The following is a 16,059-nucleotide window of genomic DNA, read 5'->3' on the forward strand; positions in this document are numbered from 1 at the left end:
GCACGCGCTTCGCCCCGCGCACGGCCGCCCGGCGCACGGCCACACCGCGCACGGCCGCCCAGCCCCGCGCGCCGGGCAGAGCTCTCCCCCGCGTGCAAAGTCAGGGACTGACGGGTGCCTGGGTGCTCGTCGTCACCGCTTGCCAATCGGCGACCGTGCCGCCGTAGGACCAGCGCACCTGCGGTCGTCCATCGACCATGCGGATCTGCCACGGGCCGCTCTCGACCTGGTCGTGATGGAAGGGGCACAGAAGGACACCGTTGTCGACGTCGGTGGGGCCGCCCTCGAGCCAACTGACCACGTGGTGGGCTTCGGCGCGGTACGCGGGCACGGTGCAACCGGGAATGATGCACTCACCGCCGTCTCTGGCGACCATGGCGCGGCGTTGGCGCCGGTTGAAGCCGCGCTTGGTGCGCCCGAGGCGCAGGAACGCACCTGCCTCAGTCAGGACGACCTCTTGCAGGCCGCCGCTGCAGGCCACCTTCCGGGCGACGCTGACGCTGGTCGGCTCGGATGACCCGGCGATGAAGGCGAGGCCCGTGCCGGCGGCGAGCTCGGCCTCTGTGGTGGTGACCCAGACCATGGGGTGGTCGCCGCCGACCTCGAGGGTGTCGGCGTCACGGGCGTGGGCGGCGAAGACGTCACGCAGCCCGTCGGCGTACTTCTGGCCGATGGTGCGGGGATCGACGGGTGCCTGGGGGCCGGGTTCGAAGGTGACCTTGCGCTTCGGGCTGGCGTAGCCGTCGAGCACGGTGCGGATCGTCGCGGCGTGCTCGACGGGCAGCAGTCCGGACACGCGCGCGAGGCCGCCTTCCTCTTTGCCGATCCAGAAGTACCGCTTCTCGTGCGCGGCTGCGGCCCGCTGCTCGACGAGGTCGGGGGTGAGGTGGGCGGCGCGCTTGTGGGCTTCCTCGCGCACCCGGTCGGCCGGCGCTGCGGCTGCGAGTTCGACGAGCTCGGCTTCCACCGCGGCCACCTCGGAAGGCGCGACGCCCTCTGCGGCCTTCGTGAGCTCGCCGGCGATCGCCTCGGCGCTCTCGCGGCCGATGCGCCCGTCGAGCACCGCGGCCTCGACGATGGGCAGCTTGGCGAGGTCCTCCACGTCGGCGACGAGCCGCCGGGCGGACTTCCCGGACGTTCCGGTCATCGCCTCGACGGCCTGCGCGGCGGTCTTGTGGCCGAGCCGCTTGGCGAGCGAGTCGCCGCCGGGGGCCGGGTCGGAACGGCGGTTCAACTCTGCCGCGCCGGCCAGCTCGAGTGCCTCGATCTGACGACGTGCGGCGCTGACACGGCCGAGGAAGTCGACCACCTGCTGGTCGGTGAGCGTGCACGGGTCCACGGGCAGCAGCGCCGCCAGCTGTGTGAGCGCCATTGAGGCACCGGACCCGACCGAACTCATGGGAATAAAGCTACGCCGTAAGGCAACGCAACGCAATAGAAAAGATAGAACAAGTATCCACAGATTCGCGACACAGCCCGCACTCTCCACAGGCGACCGCGGCCCGAGGCATCCGCCCCCACTCAACCACTCACCACCGACGCCACAGACGCCGCCGGGCCGCCTCACCCGCCGCGCGACTAACCTGAAGCCGTGGTCGTCGGCACATCGGTTGAAGCGCGACTGCGCGCCCTGATCCAGGCGAACGAGCAGCTCGTCTCCGCCCTGGATCTCGAGGTGGTGCTGCGCCGCATCGTCGAGCTCGCCATCGAGCTGTCCGGCGCGCAGTACGGGGCGTTGGGCGTCCTGTCCGCGACGGCGCCGACCACTCCGAGCGGCAAGCGGCTCGAGCGCTTCATCTACGTCGGTCTCGACCCCGACCAGGCCCGCGCGATCGGCCACCTGCCCGAGGGGCACGGGCTGCTCGGTGCGCTGATCGACTCGCCCGAGCCGATCCGCATCGACGAGATCGGTGCAGACATCCGCTCGGTCGGCTTCCCCGCGCACCACCCGCCGATGCACGAGTTCCTCGGCGTCCCGGTGCACTCGCGCGACACGATCTTCGGCAACCTCTACCTCACCAATCACGAGGGCGGTTTCACCGCCGACGATCAAGAGATCGTCACGGCGCTCGCCGCCACTGCGGGCCTCGCGATCGAGAACGCCCGGCTGTTCACCGAGACCGCCCGGCGCCAGGCGTGGACGGCCGTGACGGCCGAGATCACCGCGGCGCTGCTCGCGGGCGACGAGCACGACCCGCTCGCCCTCATCGCCGAGCGCGTGCACGAGATCGCGGACGCGGCCGTTGCGCTCGTCCTGGTTCCGGCGACGGGCGAGCAAGCGGATGCCCGCAAGCCAGACACCTTGCGCGTGGCCGCCGTCTCGGGCCTCGGGTGGGAAGAGGCGCTGGGCGACGAGGCCACCGTCGCCGATTCGCTCGCCGGGCGTGCGTTCCTCAGCGGTCAGCCCGAGTTCGCCGACCGCATGCCCGCCGTGTATGCCCACGACGGCATGCTCGGCCCGACCCTCGCCCTGCCGCTCACCGCCGAGGGCTCGAGCAGCGGGGTGCTGCTCATCGGCCGCTCTCGCGACCAGGTCGCCTTCAGCCCGGCGACCCGCCAGATGGCCTCGGAGTTCGCGGCCCAGGCGAGCCTGGCGCTGGCGCTGGCCCAGGCGCGCGACGCTCGCCAGCGCATGGCGCTGGTCCGAGACCGGGGGCGCATCGCGCGCGAGTTGCACGACAACGTCATCCAGCAGCTCTTCGGCTCGGGGCTCGAGCTGCAGGGCCTGCTCGGCACCGGCATCGGCGAGGACGCGAGCGCCAGCATCATGCGCGTCACCGATCAGCTCGACGACGCGATCAGCCAGATCCGGCTCGCGATCTTCGCGATGACGGCGACGCAGACGGATGCCTCTTCCCTGCGCCACCGCGTCATCGACGTCGTCGAGCAGTTCCGGCACGAGCTGCTGCGCAGCCCCCGCATCGACTTCCGGGGGGCGCTCGACTCGAGTGTGACCGCCGAGCTCGCCGACGACGTCGTCGCCGTCGTGCGCGAGGCGGTCGCGAACACCGTCAAGCACGCCCACGCCAAGACCGTCAACGTGTCGCTCGCGCTCGCCGAGGGGCGGCTGCGCGTCGAGGTGGCGGATGACGGGCGAGGCGGCGTCGACGAGAGCACGCGCCGCAGCGGCCTCGCCAATCTGCGCGCCCGTGCCGACGCCCGCGGCGGCACGCTCTCGATCGACTCGACGCGGTCAGGCACTCGCCTGACGTGGGAGGTGCCGGTCAGTCCCTGACCCGCCCGGGCAGCAGGAACGACAGGCCGACGCCGACCCCCGCGAAGCCGAACGACCACCAGAACGCGCCTTGGAAGGCCGCGACCGCACCGCCGCTCGTCGTCGCCGCGCCCAGCGCACCCTCAAGGATGACGGCCAGCACCGCAGTGCCGAAAGCGCCGCCGACCTGTGTGGCGATGCGGCTGATGATCGAGGCATCCGGAACCTCCGCCCGCTCCAGTCCGCGGAAGGCGAGTGCCATGAGCGGCACCGTCACGATGCCCATGCCGAAACCGCGCACCAGCAGTGCCGCCATCAGCAGGATCTCGTTGGTGTGCAGTCCGGCGAACGCGAACGGCAGCGTGCCAAGTGCGACGATCGCGAAGCCGGCGACGGCGAGCCAGCGCGCGCCGATGCGGTCGGAGAGCTTCCCCGCGAAGGAGCGGCTGATGAAGGTGCCGGCGCCCTGCGGGATGAGCAGCAGGCCGGCCGTGAGCGGCGTCATGCCGCGCAGCTGCTGGAAATAGAGAGGAAGCACGAGCATCGCGCCGTAGAGCGTGATGCCTGAGAGGAACAGCAGGATCGATGACGACGACAGCGGCCAGTGCCGCAGCAGCAGAAGGTCGACGAGGGCGCGCGCCCTGCGCCGCAGCGCCCATGCGATGAAGCCACTCAGCAGCACGACGCCGATGACGAGCGGCCAGATCACGTCGGCTCGCCCGAATCCCCCGTCCCTGCTGGTGTTCGAGAGCCCGTCGAGCAGGGCGACGAGCGCCGGTGCCATCAGCACGAAGCCGACGAGGTCGAACGGCGCGCGGTGCACCGGCCCGTCCTTCGGCAGCATGATCGCGGCGAGCACCAGGCCGACCACGCAGAACGGCACGTTCACCCAGAACAGCCACGACCAGTGCAGGTGCGACAGGATGACGCCGCCGATGACCGGCCCGAGAATGGGTCCGAGCACGGCGGGCAGGCTCACGACCGACATGATCTGCCCGATGCCCCTGCCGCCGGCCGCCTGCATCACGATGGTCGACATGAGCGGCAGCATCACGCCGCCGCCAATACCTTGCACGACGCGGAAGGCGATGAGACTCGGGGCATCCCACGCGAGCGACGACAAGACCGAGCCGAGCAGGAAGATCGAGAGGGCGATGATCCACAGCCGCTTCGCGCCGAGAATCCGCTGCGCCCACCCGGTGATCGGAATCGTGACGCCGAGCGCGAGCAGGTACCCCGTGCTCACCCACTGGATCGTCGCGACCGAGGTGTGCAGCTCGGTCGCCAGCGTGTGCAGCGCGACGGCGACGATCGTCGTGTCGAAGATGACGGCGAGGGCGCCGACGAGCACGGCCCAGACGCTGCGCCAGGCGGCAGGGTCGACCTTGGCCGTCTCGACCTGAGTGGTGGACATCGACACTCCTTTTAGAAACACTCTGTATCTAAAAGGTAGGGCGGTAGGATAAGAAACGCAATGTCTCTTAAAGAAGATTCGCAGGATGCGTCGAAGCAGCCGGGCCAGCGCCGTCGCGGCGCGGAGCTCGAGAGCGCGCTGCTGGATGCCGCGTGGGCCGAGCTGGACGAGAAGGGCTACGACGGATTCACGATCGAGTCTGTCGCCGAGCGGGCGAAGACCAGCCGCGCGGTCGTCTACCGACGCTGGGCCTCGAAGCCCGAGCTCGTCACTGCGGCCGTCGCGCGCTGGGCTCAGCGCGACCGCGGTGTCGCGCCCGACACGGGTTCGCTGCGCGGCGATCTGCTGGAGCTGTTCCGGCGCGCCAACCGCACGCGCGCGCCATACGCGATGCTGATGAGTGCACGTCTCGGCGCCTACTACGCCGAAACCGGCACGAGTTTCGCCGACCTGCGCGAAACCTTCCTCGCCGGCCGTGCGAGCACACTCGACATCGTGCTCGACCGCGCCGCCGGGCGCGGCGAGGTCGACACCGCGAAGCTGTCGCCGCGAGTGAGGAGCGTCGCCTTCGACCTGTATCGCCACGAGCTGCTGATGACGCTCAAGCCCGTGCCCGAGAAGGTGATCGAGGAGATCATCGACGAGGTCGTGCTTCCCCTGATGCGCCCGGCCGCTCCCTGACGGATGCCTGAGGTTCGGGCATCCGCATCGAGATCGCCCGCGACCCTTTGGATAGGCTGGCCGCGTGCTGCTCAGCGACCGCGACATCAGGGCCGAACTCGACAGCGGCCGGATCCAGCTCGACCCGTACGAGCCCGGAATGATCCAGCCGTCGAGCATCGATGTGCGCCTCGACCGCTTCTTCCGGCTATTCTCGAACCACAAGTACCCGTTCATCGACCCGGCCGAGAACCAGCCCGACCTGACCCACCTCGTCGAGGTCGACGGCGATGAGCCCTTCATCCTGCACCCGGGCGAGTTCGTGCTCGGCTCGACGTTCGAGCGCGTCACGCTTCCCGACGACGTGGCGGCCCGCCTCGAGGGCAAGAGCTCGCTCGGCCGCCTCGGCCTGCTGACCCACTCGACCGCGGGCTTCATCGACCCGGGCTTCACGGGTCACGTCACCCTCGAGCTGAGCAACGTCGCGACGCTGCCGATCAAGCTCTGGCCCGGCATGAAGATCGGCCAGATGTGCTTCTTCCGGCTCACCTCGCCGGCCGAGAAGCCCTACGGGTCGGCCGACTACAGCTCGCGCTACCAGGGCCAGCGCGGCCCGACGGCGTCGCGCAGCTACCTCAACTTCCACCGCACCGACGTCTCGTCCACCGAGACCGGTCGACCGGAGAACTGACCGCACCCACTCACCACCAGGAGGCCGGCATGGAACTCGACGCAGCAACCGGGCAATTCGTTGAGGCCCTGCTGGCCGAGGGGCACCACAGTCTGCGCAACTTCCGCAAGCTGGTCGGGTCGTGGCACGTGACAGGTCAGCGACTCGATGAAGAGACGGGCGAGTGGATGCCCCGCGAGTTCGACTACCTCGTCGCATGGGTGCTCGAGGGCCGGGCGATCCAAGACCTCGAGGTCGTCACCGAGCCCGACGGCACGCGCCGCACGGTCGCGATCGGCCTGCGGGTCGCCGACCCCCAGGCAGGAATCGCGCGGGTGAGCTTCTTCGCCCCCGACTCCAACGAGTTCGCGAGCATGATCGCCTCGACGTGGCGGGGCGGCGTGCGGCAGGACGGCTCTCAGAACGACGGGCGCCCGATCAGGTGGAACTTCACCGACATCCGCGAAGACGGCTACGACTGGCAGGGCTGGGTCTCCGACGACGAGGGTGTGACCTGGCGCCTCGTCGAGGAGCTCCACGGCGTCCGTACGGCGTAGCGCCGCGCCGCGCCCCGGCCGCCGGGCCCGCGAGACGGCAGTAGGTGCCGCAATCCGCCGCGAGAACGGCAGTTGGGGTCGTCTGACGGCCGGCGAAGCGCGGAACATCGAGCAGAACCTCGACGATGGTCTGGGGTGCCGCTAGGTTGGGGGCACCTCAACGAAAGGCAGTTCCGTGGGTCCCTGGGTGATGTCGGTCGGTGTGCTCTTCGCGGGCCTCGGCTATCTGGTTCTGTTCGCCATCGCCGCGTGGATCCTCTACGGCGTGGTCCAGGGGGCCGTGCGTGCCGCCCTCGACGATCACTACCGCAAGGTCCAGTGGTACGAGCAGACCGGGCTCTGGTACAGCGGCCGCCCGCCGAAGGGGCTGCCCGATGCGACCCAGCTCACGCGCGCGGAGCGCAAGGAGCTGCCCAAGTCCGCGCGCCCCGAGCACGGCGCGTAGGCGCGCAGCGCGCAACCGCAGGCGCAGCCCCAACCGCGCTGCGGCCCTTACGCTCGCCGCACCTGGTGGTGCAGGCGCTCCATCTTCGAGTCGAGATCGGCCGCGACATCCGCCGCCTCGCGCAGCCCTTCGAGCATCTCGGCCGGGACATCCGCGTCGTACTTGTAATAGATCTTGTGCTCGAGGCTCGCCCAGAAATCCATCGCGACAGTGCGCAGCTGAACCTCGACGACGACGGGAACGGGCCCGTCGGAGAGGAACACGGGGATCTCGATGATCGCGTGCAGACTCTTGTAGCCGTTGGGCTTGGGGTTCGCGATGTAGTCCTTGACCTGGATGACCCGCACGTCGTCCTGTGCGGTGAGCGCGTCGAACACGCGGTAGACGTCGCTCACGAACGAGCAGACGACGCGGATGCCGGCGATGTCGGTGATCGCCTCGCGAATCGCCTGGTACGACGGTTCGACACCCTTCCGTGCCACCTTCTCGAGCACCGACTCCGTCGTCTTGAGCCGGGAGTTCACGTGCTCGATGGGGTTCTCGGCGTGCAGCGCGGCGAACTCTTCGCGCAGGATCGAGATCTTGGTCATGACCTCGTCGATGGCGAACTTGTACGGCATCATGAACCGCGAGAAGTCGTCGCGCAACGCGTAGATCTCGCTCAGCGCGCTGTCGCCGAGCTGTTCGAAGACCGCCTCGGTGGACTCGGTCACGATGCGCTTGTCGGCAGGTTCTACGGGGCCGAGGGGAACGACGTCGCTGGACACGTCATAGACCCTATGGACACAAGGTGAGCGGATGCCGCGAGCGAGCGTTCCGTTCGGTCAGTTTTGCGTCCCCGCCCGACGTCTGCGTCCACGGCCGTAGGCGCATCTGTCGGCGCGGGGCGCAAAACCCGGGTTGCAAGCGCTAGCGGGTGCGCGCCGCGAGCTTCCCCTGCCCCGGCCGCACCGGAATCATCACGAGCAAGCCGATGAGCAGCACCAGCACGATGCCGATGATGCCGTAGATCTGGTGGCCGAACAGGTCGACGAAGAGGGCGAACGCGGTCGGGGCGAGGAAGGTTGCGGCGCGCCCCGTCGTGGCATACAGCCCGAACACCTCACCCTCGCGCCCCTCGGGAATCAGCCGGGCGAGGAAGGTGCGCGACGCCGACTGCGCGGGGCCGACGAACAGGCACAGGATCAGGGCGAAGACCCAGAAGATCGTCGCGCCACCCGTGTGCAGGAAGAAGATGAGGGATGCCGCGACGACGAGCCCGATCAGCGAGGTGACGATCACCGGCTTCGGCCCGACGCGGTCGTCCAGGGGGCCCGTGGCGATCGTCGAGACGCCGGCGACGATGTTCGCCGCGATCGCGAAGATGATGACCTCGCCGCTCGAGAAGCCGAAGGTGCCGGCGGCGAGCACGCCGCCGAAGGTGAAGACGCCCGTGAGGCCGTCGCGGAAGATCGCCGAGGCGAGCAGGAACCAGATCGTGTTGCGACTCAGCGTCCACAGCTCGGTGATGGTGCGCCACAGCGTGACGTAGGCGCCGAAGAACGAGCCGCGTTCGCGCGCGACCTCGCGCGGCACGTGCGGCTCTTCGACGGCGACCAGCACCGGGATCGCGAAGGCCGCGAACCAGACCGTCGCGACGAGCATCGAGATGCGGATGTTCCAGCCGCCCTCCGTCGGGACGTGCAGCGCCCCGCCCTCGCCCGAGATGAAGAGGATGTACACGATCAGCAGCAGCACGATGCCGCCGACGTAGCCGAGGCCCCACCCGAGGCCCGACACCCGGCCGATGGTCTTCGCCGTCGAGACCTGCGTGAGCATCGCGTTGTAATTGACCGCCGCCAGTTCGTAGAAGATCGTGCCGACCGCCACGGCGATGAGGCCGAACCACAGGAATCCCGGCTCGGACTTCACGAAGACCGTCGCGAGCAGCGACAGGGCGACGAGGGCCGAGAAGATCGCAAGCCACAGCTTGCGGCGGCCGGCGGCGTCAGACAGCTCGCCGGTGACCGGTGCGGTCAGCGCGACCAGCACGCCCGCGACGCCGAGCACCCAGCCGAGCAGCGCCGAGGTGTGGTCGGTGTCGCCGAAGCTCCTGCTCGTCAGATAGACCGTGAAGACGAACGTCGTCGCGACCGCATTGAACGCGCTCGAACCCCAGTCCCACGCGCCCCATGCGAGGATCTTCCGGGTCGGGATCTTGATGTCGTCAGGCGACTGCGCGAGAGGCGACGCTGTGCTCACGACGCACACCATAGTGTGGTCAGGTGGCCTTCGCGGAATGGGCCGGCATCGCCGCGCCGTACGACCGTTCGTTCGGGGCGCTCTGCGCCTGCACCGTGCCCGAGCTGCTCCGCGAGCTGGGCTCGCCGGGCCGCCTGCTCGACGTCGGCACCGGCACTGGTTCGGTGGCGATCGCCGCGGCGCGCGCCGGCTGGCAGGTCGACGCGTTCGACGCCGAGCAGTCGATGATCGACTTCGCGCGCTCCCGACCCGCGCTGGTCGACTCGGGGCAGCCGAATGCCGCTGGTCGACTGGGCGAAGCCGAATGGAGACCGGGCCCCGCAGGCCGCCGGATTGAGCCTGCCGAGACCATCCGCTTCACCACCGCGACGCTCCCCGAGCTGCCCTACGACGACGCCGCGTTCGACGCGGCCGCCGCGAACTTCGCGATCAACCACGTCGACCACCCGCGCGAGGGCCTCGCCGAGCTGCGCCGCGTGCTGAAGCCCGGCGGCCGCTTCGCCGCGACGGTGTGGCCGTGGGGGAAGGCGCCGAGCGCGACAGCGGTGCTGTGGCGCGAGATCCAGGACGAGACGGGCGCCTACCCGCCGCCCGGCAACCGACTGCCCGCGGGCAGCGACTTCGACCGCAGCGAGGCCGGGCTGTCGGCGCTGTTCGAGGAGTGCGGCTTCACCGGCATCCGCGCTCGCCGCGTCGAGTTCGAGTGGGCCGTCGACGCCGACGCGCTGTGGTCGGGTGTCGAGGCGGGCATCGCGCTGATCGGCTACGCATATCGGGCGGCGGATGCCGCGACCAGACGCCGCATGAGAGCGGCCTACGACGCCCGCACCCCCGCGTTCACCGGAAGCGACGGGCTGCTGCACTTCCCGCAGGCGGCGGTGCTCGCCGTCGGGGCGCGGCCGGCTCAGGCATCCGATAGTTAGCAAAGCTAAACTAAATCTCGATGACCACCGCAGCACTCGCCCTCACCTCGTCGCCGCTGCGGCGCAACCTGGCCGTCGTCTCGATCCTGCTGTCCACGCTGATGGCCACGATCGACACGTCGATCGTCAACGTCGCGCTGCCCCAGCTGACGAAGCAGCTCGCGGTGCCGCCGTCCGAGACGGTGTGGGTGGCGACCGCGTTCCTGCTCGCGGTCGCGTGCGCCGTGCCCGCGACGAGTGCACTCGGCGATCAGGTCGGCCGGCGGCGCCTCTACCTCGTCGGCGTGCCGGTCTTCACGCTCGCATCGCTCGGGTGCGCACTGTCGCCGACCCTCGGGTGGCTGGTCGCGTTCCGCGTGGTGCAGGGACTCGGCTCGGCGGTGATCCTCGCGGTGGCGCTGCCGCTGTTCCGCAACATCTTCCCGCCCGAGAAGCTGGGGCAGATCTTCGGCATCAACGCGATGACCGTCGCGCTCGGCACCTCGATCGGCCCGACGCTCGGCGGCGTCATCCTGCAGGGGCTGAGCTGGCCGTGGCTGTTCCTCATCAACGTGCCGATCGGGGCGGTCGCCTTCGTGCTCGCGATCTTCTTCGTGCCGGGGCGCACGCGGCAGCGCGGCGACTACGACACGCAGGGGGCGCTCTTCGCGGCGTTCGCGATCGCGTGCTTCCTCATCGGCGTGCGGCAGCTCGCTGCGCTCTCGACGCTGTGGCAGGGGGTCGTGCTGCTCATCGCCGCGGGATTCTTCACGTGGCTGTTCATCCGCCGCGAGCGCCGCGCCGTGCGCCCGCTCATTCCCCTCGGGCTGTTCACGGGGGTGTTCAGCCTGACCGTCGGCACGGCGTGGGTGTCGTTCCTCGGGCAGGGCATCGCCTTCATCGCGCTGCCGTTCCTGTTCCAGAGCGCCTATGGGGCCTCTCCGCTCGAGTCCGCCCTGCTGTTCACGCCGTGGCCGCTCGTGATCGTCATCGTCGCCCCGCTCTCGGGGCGCGTCGCCGACCGGGTCAGGCCCGCGTACCTCGCCGTCACCGGGCTCGTGATCCTGACGATCGGCCTCGCCATGTGCGCCCTGCTCGGCTCGCACCCGCCGATCTGGCTCGTGCTGGTCTCGACCGCCGTCTGCGGGCTCGGATTCGGCACCTTCCAGAGCCCCAACAACCGCGACATGATGGCGGCCGCGCCGCTGCGCTACGCCGCGTCGGCCTCTGCCGTGCTCAACACGAACCGCACGGTCGGGCAGTCGGCCGGCGCCGCGGCGGTGTCGATGGCGCTCGTGCTCTCGGGTGCGGCGGCGGGCTCGGTCACCGAGCAGGCCGCGGCCGCGACGACGATCCTCTGGGTGGCGGTCGCCGCGGGCGCCGGTGCCGCGATCCTCTCCGCGGTGAAGCTGCGAGCGACGACCCCGGCCTGAGCCGCCGGCGCTCACCCACCCTCTGGCACCCTCTGCCCCCGAAGTGTGAGTTCGGGTTGCTTCCTGGCGGGCCAAGGCACCCGAACTCACACTTCGGGTGAAGAAGAGGGGCAGAAAGCCAGCCGGCCGAGCCTGATCGCCGCGAGCGCCACCGCCGCGACCGTCTCGTTGTCGGTGATGCGCCCGTCACCGATCATCGCGAGCACCTCGCCGAGCGGCACGAACCGCACGCCGGAGATCCCCTCCTCGAGCTGCTCGCGTGAGGCATCCGCCACCTGACGAAGCCCGCGCGCGAGGAAGATGTGCTCGGGCGCGAGCGCGGCGCCGTTGAGCGCATATTGCGTTCCCAGTTCGACCCACTCGGATGCCTCAAGGCCGGTCTCTTCCACGAGCTCGCGCTGCGCGGCCACCAGCGGCTCCTGCCCATCGCTGCCACCCGCGGGCACCTCGAGCGACGACCCCACCGTGTATCGGTCGATCTCGACCAGGGCGACCCGCTCGGCGTCGTCGAGCGCCACGACGAACACCGCCGGCCGCAGCTCCACGACGCCGTAGAGCCCCTGCGAGCCGTCGGGGTGCACGACCTGGTCCTCGCGCACCCGGATCCAGGGATTCTCGTACGCGGTGCGGGTGCTGAGTGTCGTCCAGGCCATGACTCGAGCCTAGAAAACGGCCCTCCAGAAAAAGTTCCAAAAAAACTTCGGCAGCCGCGTCACGATCCGCGTCACCCCAGGTCTCTTCAAGGCGTACGGAACGAAACCGCACGAAAAACCGGATCTGGAGGATTCATGCTGAAGGGGTTCAAAGAGTTCCTCTCGCAGGGGAACGTCATCGACCTCGCGGTCGCCGTGGTCATCGGCACGGCGTTCACGGCACTTGTCACGGCGGTGGTCACGAAGATCATCAACCCGCTCATCAGTGCCGTCTTCAACGCGAACAGCCTCGACAAGGCGCTCACGGTCGACATTCCGACCGTCTCGGGCGGCCACTCGACGCTGTACTTCGGCGCTGTGGTCGGCGCGGTGGTCAACTTCGTGATCATCGCGGCGGTCGTGTACTTCGCCTTCGTGCTTCCGCTTCAGGCACTCATGAAGCGGCGCGCGGCGGCGGCCATGCCGGCGGAAGGGGCGCCGATTGGGCCCAGTGACATCGAGCTGCTGACGCAGATCCGCGACTTGCTCGCGGTGCGCACCGACTTCAGCGGCAGTCGTCACCGGGCCGACTAAATAGACCGGCCGACAAGGGGGTGCCCGCAACCGACTGGGAACGCGCGCGGGCTTGGGCCGAGAGCGGCCGCCATGGGGGTGGCGGCCGCTCGTGTCTCCCTTTTCTGCACCGGATGCCTCAGCTGCGGCATTCGCATCACCACAGTCTCCGAGCCGCGGTCGCGGCATCCGTTCGATCACAGAAGAGAGCAGAACAAGTGAACGAGGTCATCGAACTCGACGAGCTGCGCGTCGCGCGTGCCCTTGCCGAGCAGAAGGCGCCCGGCGACTGGCGCGCGTTCGTGCGGGCCGTCGCGCGCGACGTCGTCGAGCACCTGCCCGACGTGGTGGTGTGGAAGACGGCGCCGGCGCTGCTCAACGTGGCGGCGACGACACTGTCGGCCGCGGCGCTGAGCGGCGGTCTCAGCGTGCAGCGTATCGACGGCGCCCTGTGCCTCATGGTGCGCGAGTCCGAGGAGGTTCTCATTGAGATCATGTCTGTGCGGCTCGCGGTACCCCGCCCTTTGGTCACGGTGCCGATGTAGCTTGCGCGACAGTCGTCGCGTATCGTACAAGCGCACTGCCTTGTCTACCCCCGCACCGAGCTACGACCTATGACTGCACTTCCCCAGCCCACTGAGCCCGCTGAGAGCGGGCCGGTCGGCGCGTCCGCGGAAAGCGATGCCGAGCTGCTCGAGCGGGTCCGCTCGGGCGACAAGCAGGCCTACGGTGCCCTCTGGGACCGCCACCATCGCGCGGGGATCAGCGCGGCCCGCGCCATCACCTCGGCCTTCGACGCCGACGACCTCGTCTCCGAGGCGTTCGTGCGCGTGCTCAAGGCGATCGAGCGCGGCAACGGGCCGACAGCGGCGTTCCGGCCGTATCTCGTCACGACCATCCGCTCGGTCGCGGCCCGCTGGGGCGCGCAGCCGAACGAGATCACGCCTGACGAGCTCGAGGTCGTCGACCCCGACTCGAGCGACGAGGCCTTCTCTGAGCGCTTCGACCAGAGCCTGACCGTGCGGGCGTTCAACACGCTGCCGCAGCGCTGGCAGGAGGTGCTCTGGTACACCGAGGCCGAGCAGCTGCCGCCGCGCGAGGTCGCCGCGATGATCGGCATCAAGCCGAACGCGGTGTCGGCGCTCGCGAAGCGCGCGAAAGAGGGCCTCAGGCACGCCTGGGTGCAGGCGCACATCTCCACCGTTCCCGAGAACTCCGAGTGCCGCTGGTCGATCGACCGGCTCGCGGCTTCGACCCGCAAGGCGCTGCCCGCTCGCGAGCAGGAGCGCCTCGACGCCCACCTCGACGAGTGCGACCGCTGCCCGCTGGCCGCCGCCGAGATGACGGCGGCGTCGCGTCGCCTGGGCGCGCTCATCCTCATCGGATTTCTGGGCGGCGGCGCTGCGACGGCATACGCCGCCATGCTCAAGCCCGCTGCGGCCACGGCCGCGGCCATCGGTGGCGGTGCCGCGGGCGGAAAAGCCGCCGGCGCCGCGGTCGCCGGCAAGGTCACGTGGGTCAGGAACGCCTCGATCGCCGCGGGCGGCGCCGTGGCGGCTGCGGCGGTCGCGGGCGGCATCGCCTTCGCAAGCGGCGCCTTCGCGCCCGCGCATCACTCCGCATCGTCGGCTGTCGCCGCCGCGGGCTCGTCGTCGAGCGCGCAGGCGCCGTCCGATTCGTCAACGGATGCCTCGCCCGCGGCGCCGTCGAAGCCGTCTCCGTCAACCGCGGCGGCACCCCCGGCGGCGCGCGGATCAAGCGAGCCCCACGAGCCAGCCGTGCCCGTCGTGCCGGCTGCGCCGCCGGCTCAGGACCCGGCGCCCGTTGCGGTGTCGGCGGTCGACACGGGCGACGGCCTCTACTATCCGATCCTCAACGGCACCGGCGCGCCCGGTTCGACGGTGACGGCGACCCAGGCAGCTGCGGCGAATGCACCGGCGCTCGCCCGTGGGCGCATGGGCACGGTGCGACCCGCACTCGCGCACCCCGGGGCCGCCTTCGTGACCACGGTCGCGGCCGCCACGCGCAGCAGCTCGACGACCGTGGGGCAGTCCGGCACCTTCACGCTCGGGCCGCTGAACTGGGTGCAGCCCGACGCGGACGGCAATGTGCGGCTCACCGTCACCCAGCGCAGCCCGAGTGGCGACACGACGACCACCGCGGTGACGGCGAGGATGCCGAAGCAGACGCTCGGCCTGTCGGCGCCGCTCGCATCGAGCGGATCTCAGCTGACGATCAGCGGCGCCACGGGTGCGACGGTCGAGGTGCTCTTCTCGCAGGGCACCGAGCGCAAGCTCGTGCTCGACGGCTCGGGCCACGGGTCCACCGCGATTCCGGCGGGGGCGACCGCGGCGAAGGTCGTCTACGTCGACCCGAAGACCGGCCGCACCGGCGCGGTGCGGACCGTGAAGCTGAACAGCCTGCCGGTCGCCCAGACGGGTGGAACGCCCGGCGACAACGGCCAGGGCGGATCGACGCCGGGCGGCGGCAGCGGTCACAGCGACCCGGGCAACGGCAACGGCAACGGCAACGGTTCCGACCCCGGCAATGGGAACACGAATCCGGGCGACGGAGACAGTGCGTCCCCCGAGGTGACCGACGTGACCGCCGACACGGGCGCCGCGCCCCACGAGAACGAGCTCTTCCCGATCATCAGCGGCAAGGGCGTGCCGGGTGCGACCGTCTACGCGGTGGTGGGCGCCGGCCGACCTGACGGAGGTTCGGTCAGCACCGTGGTCGACGCATCCGGTCACTTCCGGTTCCCCGAGCTCGATGCGCTGCCCGCCGGTGACTCCACCGTCACCGTCTACCAGCGCGTCTCCGACGCGGCCGAGCTGAGCGTCGGAGTCCCGGTGACGGTCACGCTGAAGACCCCCGCGGCTCGAATCGTGTCGAGCGGATTCCTCGGCGCCGACAAGAACGTGCAGGTCACCGGAGTAGCGAACGCGTACGTGAAGGTTGAGCTGAAGAGCCTGTTCATGTCGTCGACGTCAGTCGTCGAGCTTGACGGCAGCGGGCACGGTGACCTTCCCGTGACGGGGTTCAAGGTGCTGCCAGTGGTCACGGCTTACTACGTCGACGGGCAAGACGCCGTACGGCGCGGACCGGAGTCGAGTGACTCTACGCTCCCCGGGGTGCTGAGCACTCCCGCGGTGCAGACCGAGCTGAGTGTCTACTTCGATCGTTTTTTCGGTCGCCTGCGCAGCGTTTGAGCCCACGGCCCTCATCGAGACGTGCCGAAATGGTGCTCCGCCGCGGCGGTTTCAGGTGGTGAGTGCAACACCGGACTTGATGTATTCGTCGAGTTTCTCTGCTGGG

Annotated in this window: 15 protein-coding genes; 10 read left to right on the forward strand and 5 right to left on the reverse strand. The window is 69.9% G+C overall.

The genetic code is table 11. The features are described from left to right. Nucleotides 1-100 precede the first annotated feature (100 nt). Nucleotides 101-1,399, reverse strand: a complete 1,299-nt coding sequence (locus ABD716_RS09345; protein WP_344776137.1) for an HNH endonuclease signature motif containing protein — start codon at nucleotides 1,397-1,399, stop codon at nucleotides 101-103. Between the two features lie 192 nt (nucleotides 1,400-1,591). Between ABD716_RS09345 and ABD716_RS09350 the strand changes: the two genes are divergently transcribed. Then, nucleotides 1,592-3,235: a sensor histidine kinase gene (locus ABD716_RS09350; RefSeq protein ID WP_344776139.1), complete on the forward strand. Its 1,644-nt coding sequence runs from the start codon at nucleotides 1,592-1,594 to the stop codon at nucleotides 3,233-3,235. Here the strand turns inward: ABD716_RS09350 and ABD716_RS09355 are convergent. Next, the gene (locus ABD716_RS09355) at nucleotides 3,225-4,628 is read right to left on the reverse strand and encodes an MDR family MFS transporter (RefSeq protein WP_344776141.1); all 1,404 of its coding nucleotides are present in this window, start codon (nucleotides 4,626-4,628) and stop codon (nucleotides 3,225-3,227) included. The genes ABD716_RS09350 and ABD716_RS09355 overlap by 11 nt on opposite strands. A 60-nt stretch (nucleotides 4,629-4,688) precedes the next feature. On the opposite strand from ABD716_RS09355, the gene ABD716_RS09360 reads away from it, so the two are divergent. The 4 genes from ABD716_RS09360 to ABD716_RS09375 all read left to right on the forward strand — a co-directional run bounded on the left by ABD716_RS09360 (nucleotide 4,689) and on the right by ABD716_RS09375 (nucleotide 6,960). Continuing rightward, on the forward strand, nucleotides 4,689-5,309 hold the full coding sequence (locus ABD716_RS09360; protein WP_344776144.1) for a TetR/AcrR family transcriptional regulator: 621 nt from the start codon (nucleotides 4,689-4,691) through the stop codon (nucleotides 5,307-5,309). A 64-nt stretch (nucleotides 5,310-5,373) separates the two neighbouring features. Beyond that, nucleotides 5,374-5,979, forward strand: coding sequence for a dCTP deaminase (dcd, locus tag ABD716_RS09365; RefSeq protein WP_344776146.1), 606 nt, complete (start codon nucleotides 5,374-5,376; stop codon nucleotides 5,977-5,979). 29 nt (nucleotides 5,980-6,008) lie between these two features. After that, the gene (locus ABD716_RS09370) at nucleotides 6,009-6,515 is read left to right on the forward strand and encodes a hypothetical protein (protein WP_344776148.1); all 507 of its coding nucleotides are present in this window, start codon (nucleotides 6,009-6,011) and stop codon (nucleotides 6,513-6,515) included. 175 nt (nucleotides 6,516-6,690) lie between these two features. After that, complete coding sequence (locus ABD716_RS09375; RefSeq protein WP_344776149.1) at nucleotides 6,691-6,960, forward strand: hypothetical protein; 270 nt, start codon at nucleotides 6,691-6,693, stop codon at nucleotides 6,958-6,960. 47 nt (nucleotides 6,961-7,007) lie between these two features. Here the strand turns inward: ABD716_RS09375 and ABD716_RS09380 are convergent, their stop codons facing one another. Beyond that, entirely contained in the window at nucleotides 7,008-7,583 is a 576-nt protein-coding gene (locus ABD716_RS09380; protein ID WP_425553424.1) for a GTP pyrophosphokinase, read from the reverse strand. A gap of 286 nt (nucleotides 7,584-7,869) precedes the next feature. Further along, the gene (locus ABD716_RS09385; protein ID WP_344776151.1) at nucleotides 7,870-9,201 is read right to left on the reverse strand and encodes an MFS transporter; all 1,332 of its coding nucleotides are present in this window, start codon (nucleotides 9,199-9,201) and stop codon (nucleotides 7,870-7,872) included. Nucleotides 9,202-9,224: 23 nt separating this feature from the next. Between ABD716_RS09385 and ABD716_RS09390 the strand changes: the two genes are divergently transcribed. Further along, nucleotides 9,225-10,124: a class I SAM-dependent methyltransferase gene (locus ABD716_RS09390; protein WP_344776153.1), complete on the forward strand. Its 900-nt coding sequence runs from the start codon at nucleotides 9,225-9,227 to the stop codon at nucleotides 10,122-10,124. A gap of 20 nt (nucleotides 10,125-10,144) precedes the next feature. Beyond that, nucleotides 10,145-11,536 (forward strand): MFS transporter, encoded by a 1,392-nt coding sequence (locus ABD716_RS09395; RefSeq protein ID WP_344776155.1) that lies wholly within the window; start codon nucleotides 10,145-10,147, stop codon nucleotides 11,534-11,536. Nucleotides 11,537-11,622: 86 nt separating this feature from the next. Here the strand turns inward: ABD716_RS09395 and ABD716_RS09400 are convergent, their stop codons facing one another. Then, a complete protein-coding gene (locus ABD716_RS09400; protein WP_344776157.1) occupies nucleotides 11,623-12,189 on the reverse strand; it encodes an NUDIX domain-containing protein in 567 nt (188 codons plus the stop codon). A gap of 135 nt (nucleotides 12,190-12,324) precedes the next feature. Between ABD716_RS09400 and mscL the strand changes: the two genes are divergently transcribed. The 3 genes from mscL (at nucleotide 12,325) to ABD716_RS09415 (ending at nucleotide 15,953) form a co-directional block, all read left to right on the forward strand. Beyond that, nucleotides 12,325-12,762: a large conductance mechanosensitive channel protein MscL gene (gene mscL / locus ABD716_RS09405; RefSeq protein WP_344776159.1), complete on the forward strand. Its 438-nt coding sequence runs from the start codon at nucleotides 12,325-12,327 to the stop codon at nucleotides 12,760-12,762. A gap of 197 nt (nucleotides 12,763-12,959) precedes the next feature. Next, nucleotides 12,960-13,286 carry a hypothetical protein gene (locus tag ABD716_RS09410; RefSeq protein ID WP_344776161.1) on the forward strand — a complete coding sequence of 109 codons (327 nt, stop codon included), beginning with the start codon at nucleotides 12,960-12,962 and terminating at the stop codon, nucleotides 13,284-13,286. A 69-nt stretch (nucleotides 13,287-13,355) separates the two neighbouring features. Beyond that, nucleotides 13,356-15,953: a sigma-70 family RNA polymerase sigma factor gene (locus tag ABD716_RS09415; RefSeq protein ID WP_344776163.1), complete on the forward strand. Its 2,598-nt coding sequence runs from the start codon at nucleotides 13,356-13,358 to the stop codon at nucleotides 15,951-15,953. Nucleotides 15,954-16,059: the final 106 nt, after the last annotated feature.

It is taken from the genome of Gryllotalpicola kribbensis (assembly GCF_039538245.1).
Lineage (GTDB): Bacteria > Actinomycetota > Actinomycetes > Actinomycetales > Microbacteriaceae > Gryllotalpicola > Gryllotalpicola kribbensis.